Genomic DNA, 14,072 nt, shown 5'->3' with positions numbered 1-14,072 from the left:
ATGGGTATTTTTGCTTTACGTTAAGAGGTGTATATATTTATTCATTGCTTCCTATCTTTCACTCAAAAGTGCACCGGCAACGCCAACTTTAACGATGAAGTGACCTGCCGTAGCCAGTAACTATACTGACTACGGCATAAGTCTATTTCTTTTTAGTGAGCTTCTTAAACACGGGAAATAAAAGGGATGCCACAATAAGCACAAAGAAGAACCAGCTGATGCCTGTCGAGAAAAAAGTATCATATTCTCCTCGTGACATAAGTAACGCCCTTCTGAAATTGCTCTCTGCCATTGGGCCTAAAATTAAGCCTAAAATTATGGGTGAAGGAGATACGCCTATTTTTTTCAAAAAATACCCAAACACACCAAAAACAAACATCACGATCACATCGAAGAAATTATTGGCTAATGAATACGAACCCACAAAACACAATAAGAAAATGATGGGAGTTAATACCGCTTTAGGCACACTTAACACGCGTGTAAACAAGCGAACACTGCTTAAACCAATACAAACCATGAAGATATTAGCGACAAAAAAACCAATAAAGATGGCGTACACTATAGCGGTATTATTTTGAAACAATAGTGGCCCTGGCTGTAACCCCTGAACCGTTAATGCACCTATCATAATTGCAGCAACAGCGTCTCCCGGTACACCGAGAGTCAACATGGGTATAAGCGCCCCACCCGTTACACCATTATTAGCAGCTTCTGGTGCAGAGATCGCCTCAGGCACACCAGTACCATACTTATCGCCATTTTTTGAAAGTCCCTTTGACTGGCCATACGCAATAAACGAAGCGATATCGGCACCAACACCAGGAACACTGCCTATAAAAGTACCTAAGGATCCAAAAATTGCGCTGTTTTTAAAAATAACCCGCCAATCTTCCTTATGGGGCAAAGCTTGAGTGATTTTTTTTGCATCAGATTGTTTTTTCATCATATCTTCAACAGAGACAAAAGCTTGGCTCATAGCAAACAAACCAATCATCACCGGAATGAAGTTCACTCCGCTGAATAAATTCATATTGCCAAAGGTGAATCGCGCCACACCTGAAATATCATCAATGCCTATGGTCGCAATGAGCACCCCAAAAGCACCACATAACAAACCAATTAAAACCGACCGCCCCGATATACTAGAAATAATGCATAAGCCGAAAACCGCCAACATGAAAAACTCAGGGGCACTGAATTTAAGGGCGAACTTTGCCAGATAAGGCGAAATCAGGATAAGGAAAAAACAACTAATTATACCACCTAGAAAAGAACTGATGGTTGAAATCCCTAATGCCCTTCCAGCCTCGCCACGAGCAGCCATGGCATGACCATCTATCGCGGTTGCTGCAGAAGCAGGTGTTCCGGGGGTATTAAGCAGAACAGCAGAGATCGAGCCGCCATAAACTGCCCCAACATACACGCCGATAAGCAAAAGTATACTGTGCGTTGCATCCATCCCGAATGTAAGTGGAAGAACAAGCGCAACCCCCATAGTGGTGGTTAGCCCAGGAAGACAGCCTATAAAAATGCCCCCGGCAACGCCAAGGAACATATACAATAAAACCGAGGGTTGTAGAGCCAAAAGTAATGCGTCAATAATCATAAGGACACCTAGAACAAAACGCCAAATTTGAATGACACATTAAGGAGATAGCTAAAAACAAAATAGACAGTGCTTGCTATCAATAATGCGCAGATAAGACTGATATACCATTTAAAGTTTCCGTAATAAGTTATAAGCACAAACAACATAGCCAAACTTGAAACAAAGAAACCAACATACATCACGCTGAAAAAATACAGAATAAGAGTAAGAATCGAAATAGCCACTCGCTTCTCATCACGGCTTAAAACAGCTTTCGCTTTAACGCTAGCCTGTCCACTTCGGAAATAATTAATAAAAACCAAAATTGAACCAATCAGGATAACGATACAAATCATAAGGGGCCATTGACTTGCTCCGACACCTGAATGACCACCACTATACAAATCAAGGCTTAACTTGCCAAAAACCAAAGCTAAAATGGCAAACATCAAAGCTAAATAAACATCACCCTTCTTCATTACATCTCCTTAAAGCGCACTGATTATTCATTAATAACCAGTGCGGTTTATGTTAAAGGGTAGAAATTAATTCTTTGTAGAATTTATTTTCGCGATCAAGTTTTTCTTGGAACTCTTTTGGCCCAATAATATCAACATCGTTATTAGACACGGCCATAAATGACTTAAACTCTGCAGAGTTTGCTGCTTTTAGAATAGCATCGGTCAAGTAGTTGACAATGTAGGCAGGTGTTCCAACCGGAACACAATACCCGCGCCACGTACCAATCGCTACATCGAAACCAAGTTCTTTGGCTGTAGGAATATTAGGTGCGTCCGCCAATCTTTTTGGTGCTAATACGACAAGCGTTCTCAACAACCCAGCTTTCACTTGTGCAGCTACCTCGGCATAAGAAACCGAAACAGCGTCTAAATGATTACCAAGTAATGACGTAATGGCTGCTGAAGAACCTTTAAATGGAATATGAGTAAATTGAACGCCTGCAGCTTTTTCCATACCCACACCCGCTAGATGCCAAATGGAGCCGGTACCAGAGTTACCAAATAATAGGTTTTTACTTTTCGCCGCCTTAATCAAATCGTCGAGTGTTTTATAAGGAGAATCTGCTGGAACGGTAATCGCAGCATAACCTGAGTTTACAATCGCTAAAGGAGTGAATTTCTTATAATCAATGTCACCGCCATTACCTGAATGTGGAAGCATAACAAGCTCTGGTGCCACCATAGTGATGGTTTCACCATTTGGCTTAGCGTGCATACCGTAAGACATACCAACGGAACCTGCCCCACCGGTTCTATTTTCTACCGCAATGCCTTTTGGAAATTCAGGTTTTAACGCTTCAGCAAGAGCTCGACTGACGCTGTCCGAACCACCACCGGCAGAATAAGGCACAATAATGCGTACCGGGCTATCAGGATAATTTTCAGCGCTGTGTGCTAGCGAAGACATCCCCGCAGCAATTAAAGAAGAAACGATCAACGTTTTTATTTTATTTTTCATTTTTAATACCTTTGTTTTTTATATTTAGGTTCTTGGTACGCTTTAACAATTTTCTTAACTCGGCCTCTAGTTCCCATTAGTGATAACCAGAGGTGAATATGGTTCCACTTAATACGAAACCATAACTGCCCTTTTAAAAGTGCTCCTTTATTTTCTTCATACCTTCTAAAAAGGCCAATTCACCATCTACAACCTCACACTTCAAATTTAAAGCATGACATGCAGATTGGTACCTATCAGAAAGCAAAGCATTGCCGACAATATATATTTTCTCAGAACCAAGGCTGCTAAGTTCATTGCCAATAAGAAGCCCGGATAAATACTCTAATACTTCTGTTTCTTTTATTTTGTCGAATAATCTTAAGGTTCTAGCTGAAAATACGGTATTCATCAATTCTGGGCCAAGATCACTCGATACCCCTTTGATGAATGAAGCCTGTGAGTATTCCTGATTAGGCAAAGCCATTCCAATGATTGAATGTTTAGACAAAATAGAAAAGAATTCACCGGTCATATAGGTCTTAAAAGACTCAATTTTTCGTTTCTTTACGTTGACATGCTTACTGTGTGTACCTGGTAAAACAGCGGTAAAGTCTGGCTCTGTGACTAAGCTCTGAAGACCGAAAAGCTGAACTTCTTCTCCTCTCATCACATCGAAAGAACCATTACTTAATGCCTCACATAAACCAGGCACGATAGTGGCTTGAGCCCCCCACGGCAAAGTAAACTGAATGCCTTTACTCGCTATCGCATTCAAGTTAACCGGTACATATTCATAAGGTACTGGCACCCAACCTTGAGCAGACCCAACCATGCCTGCCATAAAGATAGGCAATGTTTGATAATGGCTGATCCAGACCTTTAAAACAGCTTCTAAGGCAGATGCAAATTCTCCATTTTTTACTTGCAACAAGCCCATAGGCTTTTCGATTTTAGCTACAACATTACCAAGTTCATCAATAGCAAAAGCACGAAAATTAGTCGTGCCCCAATCAACAATTAACCAGCTAGCTTGTTTCATTTAATTAATCCTGAATTGATCGAGCATGTCTTCATACACATATGCATTCCATTTAATAAGAAGAATTCAATCTGCAATTTAGTTAATACTTTTTGAAATATTGTCACTGAATTTTTTTAAAATCGGTATTAACTCATTCATTCTTTCAAGAGGCATATACTCTTTAATACTTGTAATAGAAATTGCCGCGATTATATTTCCATACTTATTTCTTACAGGTACGGCGACACACCTAACCAATTCATCATTATCTTCTAGATCAAAGCTGTAATCGTTTTCTGAATAGTCGTTCATTCTATCCATCATGATGTCAACTTTATCGGGGACTTGTTCTTTAAATAGCCTCATCCATTCCATTTTTGGCATATCAAGCATTAAAGACTTACCGACACCTGTGGACGCTAGTGGCAACCTGTCACCCACCTGAGAGCGGAGCTGAACGGCTCTTTTGCCCGGAAATTTATCCAAATAGAATATTTTATCTTCGTCTTTGATTCCAAGGTGAACAGCGTCTTTTGTAATCGCAGACAACTCTCGTAAAAATGGTCTAGCTAGCTCTTTTAGAGGCATATCTTTTTGGGCTTTTATTCCTAGCTGAATAACTTTTGTACCCAGCACTAAGCCTATTCCTCTTACTTCTCGAATATAACGAGATGCAATAAGCCCTTGAAGAATTCTATGTACCGTTGATTTAGGCAAATCAAGTCGTTGACAAATATCTTTAAGTTGTCTATCGCCTTCCGCAACGGCATCAATAACATGGAAGGCTTTTTGCAAAGATCTATTTTTATTATTATCTTCGTTCATAAATCACCTGGAGATTTCCCTAATAAAGGAAAATATAAATGTATAATTTTTGTAATCAAGTCGAATGTGTTTTGCTTGATTATTTAAATAATGAACATTAAAAGGATACTGCACTAGCCAAGAAATGATATCTATAGAAATCTAAAAACTCTAGAGCTTTTCCCATATAGTGGAACTTACAAACAAGATTGGACACACTGGTGAGACTCTAATCCAATTCGTTTATTTGCTTTTCTAGAGCTAGAAAAAACGATAATTGAACCCTGGAATTGTGAGGATAAGCCCATATATGGACGATACAACCATTTTTCTGTGTAATGGATCGCTGAATTTCACAGTAGTAACGTGCTCTATAAAGGCATTAATTAAGTTTTTCTGAAAGAAATCTGAAAAGTAAAAAAGCACTAAAAATAGCTATTCCACAAGCGTCTTATAGGTATTTTAATTGGCTTAATGACCGCTCTAAAATATGTTGCCAAAAACAACCAATTTACGATCCCATTTATAAAGATTTTGAAAAAGTTATTCTAGACAGCCGCGAAACATTATCTTAATTTAGGAATATCGGATTTTATCTAATTGATTTACTGTCAGTTAAAATGTAACGCATGAGCATCTTGCAAAACTCTCAACTGATCGTTTGTGGATAACTTATCGCCCCCTTAAAGGCTCTTTTTTGCTCCGTTAAGCATGTTTTTCTACACATTGCCTACTTTGGCTAGGTCATCATGGTTTTTCTCTCTTTTTTGATCATAGTGGCTCGTTCTGAGACCACTCCAGAAGCATAATACCCTCGATATATGCCTTTTTCTCTCAGCGATTTATTGCCGCAGTCGAAGCAGCTGATCAACGCTCAGTACTAAAATGCCAAACATCAGGTGACTCATGACTTTTACCGCACCACGTACCCAGATGTGTCGACCTGTGAACTCATCTTTGAGGCGGCCATTGGCTCGTTCTGCCCCCGAACGTTCCCGATAACGCACCGCATCGGCCGGTTCAAACTCTTCTTTCTCGCCCCCTCTGGGGTTGTGATCTATCAAGGGCACATGCCCTAACTCTCGACTGTGTTCATGCAGGTCAATACTGCAGTAGGCGGCGTCCATCAGATCATAAAGGTTGGTCACCCGCGTCGCGCTGATATGTGATAGCGGGATCGCAGCTCGACTGTCATGCATGGACGCTGAGGATAATAAAGCCGCGATAGGAACGCCACAGTCTGCAATGTCCAGATGAAGTTTGTAGCCGTTCCAGCTGTTTTTATAGCCTTGAGCATTGCATTTTGTGCCACGACGGCAATCTGTCGGGATCTCTTCAAGTATCTCTTCCAAGCATTGAGTACGTTGCCGTGCCACAGTGAATTTGATCGGGCGCTCTTCGCCTTCGTCCTTGCGGGGTCGCCCTTTAGGTTTGGGTTTATCCGTCTCCTTTTTGTCGTTTTTTTGTGGACGCTCTCTCACCTCAATAGCCGTCCCGTCTCGGCTGATATGTCCAATAAGACGATCTCCAAAGTGCGTTTTGATCAGTGCCTCGTGGGCACGTTCGGCCAGCTTGTCTTTGGCAAACGTCTCAAAAGCACGAGAAAAAGTGGACGCTGATGGCCGTTTTTTATGAAGCGGAAATCCACAGATTCGCCGCAATGCTTTGTCTATGCTCAAGCGTTCTATTAGATGCACCGTGGTCGTGAGCCCAAGCACCACCTTGGCAACAAAGGCGTTGGCTAACCAAGCCAGTTCATGGGGTGGACGGCCCGTCCGATACGAGAAACGTGTCACAAACTCTTCGATACGAGACCATTCCAAGATAGGAATCAGTTTTTCAAGTTTTGGGGTCAGCGACCCGATTTCTTGATGTAAGGTAGGAATCAATTGGCCTTGAACGATTTGCCAGCGTTGCATAATTTGTTGGGGCGTCGTAGCATTCATAGAGTGGGTATGTCGATGTTGTGTGGTAACTCTATCGTCGCCGGAAACGGCAGCCCACGTCTCCTCTTTTTTTCGTTTTTTACGAAAAAAAGTCGATCATAACGACAGTTTTGCAATTACCTCAGGCTATATCGAAACAGATATAGATACTGTCTATCTTCAGTTAAGGAAAGTTATTGAGCTTGTTATGTTTGCATGTATTGTTGCCAACAAATCAGCTGGTTTAACTCTAAATAAAACTCTTCGCAAGGGGTATGAAATACAGAAAATAAAATCCGAGCTGCAAAGGTTTAACTTGAAGTTCTTTCCAACCCCCAAAGCAGAAGACGGACAAGATTCAGATGGTCTTAGAAAAGTAAAAGACCTCCCTTACGAAGAGAGGCCTTTTATGACTGCGGAAGAAATTTTTAAGGCTTATGGTATGGCTGGAAATTATCTGCATTCTCAGAGAGACTATCAGTACGGCGGAGAAGAGGCCAAATTGAAGATTCTTCAACGGGGTGTGAATGCTATTAATCAACTAGTGGCTTTGCTAAATCACCATTGGACTGATATCACGAACGATTCATTCTTTGCGGTAGTTATGTCGGGTGAGCAGGATGGTAAAGTGCATGTGTCCTACCTTGAGCGCGCTAAAACACCTAATCGGGTAGCCGGAGGTCTCTAACCTCCAGCCCCCACAACACCCTGCATGCGGCTCCGCACAGGGCGTTTCACTTAGGATAGTGAAGCGCGATCCAACCATCACGCAGCGAATAAAGCCCTTCGGATTTTAAGTAAGCAAGCGATAAAGCTTGATTGATCCCCGGAGTTTTAGCGCTGCGCCACGGCCCTTTACTGGTGATACCACACGCAACTGCGGCCTGAACATGCACACCTAATCTCATTAAACTTCTTACTTTAGTGCGCGGCTTTCGCCACTGTCGCCAATAGGCCATTCGTACTCTACGCCTGATCCAATGATCCAGATCGACACAAAGCTGATAGCAATTGGCGATACCAAAGTAGTTTATCCAGCCACGTAAATATTGGCTGATTTTAAAGAGTTGATAACGCATGGACACGCCCCAGTTACGGTTCGTTAACCTTTTGACTTGCTGCTTAAATTTCAGTAATGCCTTTGGGTGCCATTGAATGCGACCTGCCTTGAAGGTGAATCCAAGGAATTTACTTTCACTGGTTTTAACGACGTGGCTTTTGACCGTGTTAACGATCAGTTTCAAACGGTTATTCAGGAATTTGCTGATACTACTCAGCACACGTTCACCCGCACGAGCACTCTTCACCAGTATGGTGAAGTCATCCGCGTAGCGAGCAAACTGATGGCCTCGCTTCTCAAGTTCTTTGTCCAAAGGGTCGAGCATGATGTTCGCCAGCAAAGGTGACAATGGCCCACCTTGTGGTACACCTTCTCGACTCTCACTGTAAAGCGGGTTATCCCCTTTGGTTTTGCAGAGAATTCCAGCTCGCAAGTAACGTTTAATCAATTTAAGCAATCGCTTATCCTTCACTTTATAGCCAAGGTGCGTCATGAGTAAATCATGATTAACGCGGTCAAAGAACTTAGACAGATCAACATTGACTGTAAAACGGCGACCCGTTTTAATGATGCTTTGCACCTGTTTCACCGCTTGTTGCCCATTCCGATTTGGCCTAAACCCAAAACTATTGTCTGAGAAGGTTGTGTCGAAAATCGGCGTAAGGACTTGAGCAATGGCTTGTTGGATCACACGATCAACTATGGTTGGTATACCCAGCTGACGTTTACCGCCATCGGGTTTATCAATTTCCACTCGTCGAACAGGTTTAGGTTGGTATTGACCTGAGCGAAGCTCAGACGTAATACGTTTCCAATTTCCACCCTTTGCCCAAGCGGGGAAGTCATCAATGGTCATACCATCGATGCCAGCAGCCCCTTTATTGGCTCGAACTCGTTTCCACGCTTCCAATATATTAGAAGGCTTTAGGGTGAGTTCGAGTAGATCTGCGCTAAAGGCTGGCTGCTTATCGGTACGCTGAGTCACGTCGCTACCGGACGGTATTCGTGTATTCAAGTCTGACAAGGCTCCTCCTTTGTTCTAAATGTTCAGGCCTTTACCGTGTCCCAACCATTACGATGGGCATTTGGCTACTATGCCGTCTGCTGACTTCTGCTTAATCACCTTGAGGGTTACTCCTCTTAGCGCTATCAATGTTTCATCTGTTTGCTTTCCTAAGGCGATGAACTCTCAGGAACCAAGGCATTTCTTAGCCAGAGCCTCACTGGCATTTCATTGATCGCTGGTTAAGCAGATCTCCCCAGATAAGAGCATGTACTTTCACTGCACTGCTGCATCATTTACGGTGGCCGTTAGATCACATGGCTTCGTCGTCTTGTGCCAACTCGCCTTCAGCCTACGCCTCATATGATGTTCTTGTTCATCAGCTCGCAGTTTTGCGTCCGGCTTCCTTCAGACAAAATCTCGCGATTATGCCCTTGCCATTCACTAGTAGTTATCGTTTACTAATCTGAAATAGATTAGAGACGGTGACCTTCCTACAGAGGACTTTCACCTCATAAGTTCATGCCCATGCTGGGCGTACACAAAACAAAGCAGCGGATTCGCTACGCTCTGCGCTGTTTGTGGCGTTAAGGTTTCAACTACCTCGCCTTGTATGCGCTATTGTCCTGTTTTGTACGGATGCACGGTAGTTTTCCAAGGCGTGTATTGTTCTAACACAATGACTCTGTTAGGGTGCGATGCGCAAAATGTTAGGCACTTAGCTTATACCTGTTGTAAAAGGTTTCGCTAACAATGCCAGTCAGTTGTGTTTTGCTGTCGTTGTGTTCGCTGTTGTTGTGTCCTAGGGCGCAACTCAGCCGCTGCTAAGAAATGTTATCTTCTAAACATTTCCTGAGCTAAAATACCGACCTTATTCGTACTTTAATACATGAGATTTATAAATGACCGCATTTGATACAAAAGTGGAAGAGCTGATTGCTAAGCATCCCCATTTAACCAAAGACGAAGCCATCAAAATTGTCACTGAGAAAAATAACCGTAAGAAACAGAAGAGAAATGAAAGATCAAATAAAGGCGGCGCAAACAAGGGCTAGCAATACGGCATATAACACTTTGTAAAAACGCGGTTTCGACGTTGTGTCTTAGTACATTTTTGGCGATATGACACAGCAGAAAAAGGCCCCTTTGTCATGTTGCAAAGGGGCCTTTTGCTTACTTAACTTGCCATACGGCTAGCATTGAATATTTCAATCCAATAACCGTCAGGATCTTTAATAAAAGCAATGTTATTCATCTTGCCATCGCTTAGTTTCTTCTGGAATGGCACACCTAAGGCCTCAAAACGCTGACACGCGCCTTCTAGATCGGGCACATGAAAGCCAATGTGACCAAAACCACGAGGATCACTGTTACCGTTGTGATATTGCGTATTGTCTGGGGTATCGTCCCAGTTATGGGTAAGCTCTAACATGGCAGGGCGACCAAAGGTTTGCGCGGTTCGTTCCGAATCATCATTACTCATATCGGAAAAATCTTCACCGTGAGTCAGAAAATACAAACTGAATTTCATGTCTGGAAAATCGAGTTTCTTTAATAGCGTCATACCCATCACTCGGGTATAAAAATCGAGAGTGCGCACAGGATCGGCAATGCGCAACATGGTTTGGTTGAATACAAACCCGTTCGTTGCTGGGTCTTTTTCTTCACACAAGCCTTCGGCTTGTTCAAAATGACGACTCATATTTGTACTCCCTTGTTGTAACCAATGTATACCTTGAGAACTGGGGGCTAGCTGCAAAATTCCAACCCCTTTATGATGTTAATTGATTAGTACTCCAGCGCCATTTCTGCCATTTTCAGTATATTTCCAAACGAGACTAAGCCTACGATAAATAAGCGGTTATGACAGAGAGTAGCATCGTCTAACCCGGTGACGTTTTGTTGTTCTTTATCAGGCTATCCTCCTAACAGAACGGCTATCCCTGGAGAAGGTGGTTTTGTATGAAGATGATCTGCTTTTAATGAGAATTTCTTGGTAAGCTAACGTTGACTTATTAGCAAGTGGCGCTGTTTGTGACTAGGCTGATGCTATTCATTGGCTTTTTGGGAGCCACGTTGAACAACAACACCACTTTCGTCATGTGGTATTTGTAGATGAGGAGATATGACTGGCTTATTTGTGTCCCCATTAGTGACCTATATAACCTTTGCCATCTGTACAGGCATTATTCTATTTGCAGGCGTGCGTATTACTCGGTTGGCCGACGCTTTGGGCAAACGTACCGGCATCGGTTCGGCGCTATTTGGCGCCGCACTGTTAGGTGGTACAACATCATTGCCCGGAATTATCACGTCTGTGAGTACGGCTTGGCAGGGTTACGCCGACCTTGCTGTCAGTAATGCCGTGGGAGGTATCGCCGTACAAACCACTTTTCTTATATTTGCAGATATGATCTATCGACGTGCCAACCTGGAACATGCGGCTGCCTCGCTTGAGAACTTGGTGCAGTGCACGCTGCTGATTGCTCTGCTATCGCTCGCATTGCTGGGGCTGACCGGACCAGAGTTCAGTATTTTTGCCGTTCATCCTGTCTCTATTGTGCTGTTATTGGCATACGGCTTTGGCTTGCGGTTGATTTCCGATACTCAGAATCAACCGCTTTGGTTTGCCTCTAAAACAAAGGACACCAAGCCCGAGAGTGAGCTTCCTACGCCGGACGGTAAATTATCCACTCTTTGGCTTAAATTCGCAGGCTTTGCTGCGGCCATTGCTATTGCTGGCTATGGCATTGGTGAAACCGGTATCGCGATTGCTCGTATTACAGGCATGTCGGAAACAGTGGTTGGCACCTTGCTTACCTCGGTCGCGACCTCACTGCCTGAATTGGTTACCGTTTTGTTTGCGGTGCGGATGGGCGCACTGGCTCTGGCTGTTGGTGATATTATCGGCGGTAATAGCTTTGACGTGCTCTTCTTGGCTTTATCCGACTTTGCTTATCGCGACGGTTCTATCTACCACGCGACAACAAGAGACACCGGGTTCATATTGGCCATTAATATACTGATGAGTAGCGTTTTATTACTGGGTTTGCTGCGCAGAAAGCGCAATGGTATCGGCAACATTGGTTTTGAAGGCATTATGGTACTGATGCTCTACGCATTGGCTATTTATGTTGTCACGACGTGAAAGTGCCTAATGCTTGAGGTAGCGAGTCATAAGTATCGCTTGATACTTTGGGTGTACAGATAAAATGTGCCACAGGGGATGTGCGTAATGTTGCTATAACAAACAAAAAAAGACCGATATGAAAATCACATCGGTCTTTTTTATTTCGAATCTCTAATAATCTAACGCCATTTTTGCCATTTTTGCCATTTTCATCGTATTTTCAAATGACGCACAGCCGGCGATAAACAAGCCGTTATGACAGAACATGGCATCGTCTAAACCGGTGACGTCTTGTAGTTCTTTATCAGACAATCCAGCCCATGGCGCGGGATACTATCCCTAGATAAGGTGGCTTGGTTATATAACTATTTCACATTCGAAAAAATATCCTACACTCTTCTATATATCGATTTTTGTAGTCTAAAAAAACTTTTGAGTTAATTTTAATAGTCAATTTAAGTTACATTTTATAATGAAATAAGCTGCCTACCATTTTTAAAGAAAAGATAAAATAAAACAGATAAACCTATCGTTATGCATAGAATGCTAACGATAAAAACTATATTTTGAGGAGATGTTTGAGTAGAGTATACCGCTACTAAAAGACCAGAAAGTGGCTGAGCTATATTATTTAATAAGATAATAAAACCAGTTGTCTTTCCTAAATCCTTTATTGGTATGACTCTTGCTCTTAGAGATCTCAAAAATACATTGAACATCTTATCAAACCCCAAAATTAATAAAAATCCAATGCTATAGATTATGTACTCTTGAGAGAAAGAAGTCAGTAGTGCTCCTAATGACATAAAGGAGAACCCCAATATTCCTAATAGGATAAGTGGTATGCTTTTTTTAACAACTAATAGTAAAACGACAATTGTAGATACTGCTCCGAGAGACTGAAGTAAACCGTATGCGTAGTTGGTTTGGTTAAAATGACCGATAAAAATTGGAGCCATTGTAGCTAAAGTGGTTCCTAATATAAAATTTATACAAATTGCTAATATTATCGATGGAAAAAGTCCAGGTAATTTGAAGATGTTAAGAAATGATACTTTACTAGCGTTAAGAAAATTAATCTTACCTTTGTTTTTAGGGATGATTTTAATTTCAAGACTGATTTTCCAAATGTAAATAGATAAATCAGATATTAAAAATAGCGCTGCAGAGAATAATATTGATATTTGCCAACTAAACATTGAAATTAAGTAGGAAGCAAGTAATGGCCCAAAAACCATTCCTGCTTGATCAGATAGAGATGTATATGAAAGGGTTTTTTCATATTTACCAATATTAGTATTGAAAACTTGAGGTAAGATGAGTTCTCTTGACATCATGCCAAAGCTAGTTGCAATACCTGTAAATGATGAAATAGCTACAAGCCAATATATACTATTCTCGAATTGGTAGCCTAATAACCCTACAATAATAATAATAAACCTAAACCTTTGGCTGTATCTAATTAATTTTAGAGGAGAGAAAAAGTCGCACAGTATTCCGGATATAGGAAATGAAATGAAGCGTGGTAATGTTTCAAGAAAAAATGCTAATCCAGAAATACTAGCACTACCTGTAACTTTATATACTACTAATGGAACTAAAAATAACAAAAGTTGATCAGATAGGCGTGATAAAAATAAAGAATTAAAAAAGAAAAGGTCACCACGCTTCATACAAGCTAAACTCCCTATTAGTAAGATGATGCTACATCTTGATTAATACTATGCTTCTCGTTACCTACTAATGGGGGGGTGAAGACGCTAACAAGAATACAAGGCATATCTCCTTTGTTCCTAAGAATATGCTTATCGTGCTCATTCAGTACGTAAACGGTCCCAGGCTTTATTGTATGACGATTTCCTTCGAAATCTTCTATCTCTCCTTCTCCTTCAATACAGTAACAGGCTTCCAAATGGTTTCTATACTCTAGCATTGACTCAGTTTTAGGCCAGACAACAGTGTGGCAAATAGTAAATCCAATGTTGTCTTCTTGTGTCAAAAGCCTATGACTAGTACCTGATCCCCATTCGACAAAATTTGGCGTAGTTTCAATATCTTTTAGTGTTCTTATAAACAT

At 41.7% G+C, this 14,072-nt stretch carries 13 protein-coding genes and 1 pseudogene; 3 read left to right on the top strand and 11 right to left on the bottom strand.

Translation table 11 applies throughout. The features are described from left to right. Positions 1-142: 142 nt before the first annotated feature. The 6 genes from V6259_RS08475 to V6259_RS08450 all read right to left on the bottom strand — a co-directional run bounded on the left by V6259_RS08475 (position 143) and on the right by V6259_RS08450 (position 6,823). Positions 143-1,609: a tripartite tricarboxylate transporter permease gene (locus V6259_RS08475; RefSeq protein WP_341584192.1), complete on the bottom strand. Its 1,467-nt coding sequence runs from the start codon at positions 1,607-1,609 to the stop codon at positions 143-145. Positions 1,610-1,617: 8 nt separating this feature from the next. Next, a complete protein-coding gene (locus V6259_RS08470; protein ID WP_341584191.1) occupies positions 1,618-2,070 on the bottom strand; it encodes a tripartite tricarboxylate transporter TctB family protein in 453 nt (150 codons plus the stop codon). A gap of 52 nt (positions 2,071-2,122) precedes the next feature. Continuing rightward, positions 2,123-3,070, bottom strand: a complete 948-nt coding sequence (locus V6259_RS08465; RefSeq protein ID WP_341584190.1) for a Bug family tripartite tricarboxylate transporter substrate binding protein — start codon at positions 3,068-3,070, stop codon at positions 2,123-2,125. A gap of 133 nt (positions 3,071-3,203) precedes the next feature. After that, complete coding sequence (locus V6259_RS08460) at positions 3,204-4,091, bottom strand: 2-dehydro-3-deoxygalactonokinase (RefSeq protein ID WP_341584189.1); 888 nt, start codon at positions 4,089-4,091, stop codon at positions 3,204-3,206. A 78-nt stretch (positions 4,092-4,169) separates the two neighbouring features. Then, positions 4,170-4,898 (bottom strand): IclR family transcriptional regulator, encoded by a 729-nt coding sequence (locus V6259_RS08455; protein ID WP_341584188.1) that lies wholly within the window; start codon positions 4,896-4,898, stop codon positions 4,170-4,172. A gap of 821 nt (positions 4,899-5,719) precedes the next feature. Beyond that, the gene (locus tag V6259_RS08450; RefSeq protein ID WP_341584187.1) at positions 5,720-6,823 is read right to left on the bottom strand and encodes a transposase; all 1,104 of its coding nucleotides are present in this window, start codon (positions 6,821-6,823) and stop codon (positions 5,720-5,722) included. 22 nt (positions 6,824-6,845) lie between these two features. On the opposite strand from V6259_RS08450, the gene V6259_RS08445 reads away from it, so the two are divergent. Next, positions 6,846-7,490 (top strand): hypothetical protein, encoded by a 645-nt coding sequence (locus tag V6259_RS08445; RefSeq protein WP_341584186.1) that lies wholly within the window; start codon positions 6,846-6,848, stop codon positions 7,488-7,490. A 46-nt stretch (positions 7,491-7,536) separates the two neighbouring features. On the opposite strand, the gene ltrA is transcribed toward V6259_RS08445, so the two are convergent. Continuing rightward, positions 7,537-8,886 carry a group II intron reverse transcriptase/maturase gene (ltrA, locus tag V6259_RS08440; RefSeq protein ID WP_341584185.1) on the bottom strand — a complete coding sequence of 450 codons (1,350 nt, stop codon included), beginning with the start codon at positions 8,884-8,886 and terminating at the stop codon, positions 7,537-7,539. 881 nt (positions 8,887-9,767) lie between these two features. On the opposite strand from ltrA, the gene V6259_RS08435 reads away from it, so the two are divergent. Beyond that, a complete protein-coding gene (locus V6259_RS08435) occupies positions 9,768-9,920 on the top strand; it encodes a hypothetical protein (protein ID WP_341584184.1) in 153 nt (50 codons plus the stop codon). A gap of 122 nt (positions 9,921-10,042) precedes the next feature. Here V6259_RS08435 and gloA read toward each other — a convergent pair whose 3' ends face one another. Next, positions 10,043-10,567, bottom strand: a complete 525-nt coding sequence (gloA, locus tag V6259_RS08430; protein WP_341584183.1) for a lactoylglutathione lyase — start codon at positions 10,565-10,567, stop codon at positions 10,043-10,045. Positions 10,568-10,990: 423 nt separating this feature from the next. On the opposite strand from gloA, the gene V6259_RS08425 reads away from it, so the two are divergent. Continuing rightward, the gene (locus V6259_RS08425; RefSeq protein WP_341584182.1) at positions 10,991-12,013 is read left to right on the top strand and encodes a sodium:calcium antiporter; all 1,023 of its coding nucleotides are present in this window, start codon (positions 10,991-10,993) and stop codon (positions 12,011-12,013) included. 153 nt (positions 12,014-12,166) lie between these two features. On the opposite strand, the pseudogene V6259_RS08420 reads toward V6259_RS08425, so the two are convergent. The 3 genes and pseudogenes from V6259_RS08420 to V6259_RS08410 form a co-directional block, all read right to left on the bottom strand. Next, positions 12,167-12,313: pseudogene (locus tag V6259_RS08420) on the bottom strand (MYG1 family protein); the annotation flags it as partial. A gap of 149 nt (positions 12,314-12,462) precedes the next feature. Further along, complete coding sequence (locus V6259_RS08415) at positions 12,463-13,668, bottom strand: MFS transporter (protein ID WP_341584181.1); 1,206 nt, start codon at positions 13,666-13,668, stop codon at positions 12,463-12,465. Positions 13,669-13,685: 17 nt separating this feature from the next. Further along, positions 13,686-14,072, bottom strand: a complete 387-nt coding sequence (locus tag V6259_RS08410; protein ID WP_341584180.1) for an ectoine synthase — start codon at positions 14,070-14,072, stop codon at positions 13,686-13,688.

Source organism: Marinomonas sp. TI.3.20 (assembly GCF_038155025.1).
GTDB lineage: Bacteria > Pseudomonadota > Gammaproteobacteria > Pseudomonadales > Marinomonadaceae > Marinomonas > Marinomonas flavescens.
The sequence above is the reverse complement of the archived record's forward strand: the minus strand, read 5'-3'. Positions and strand labels throughout refer to the sequence as shown.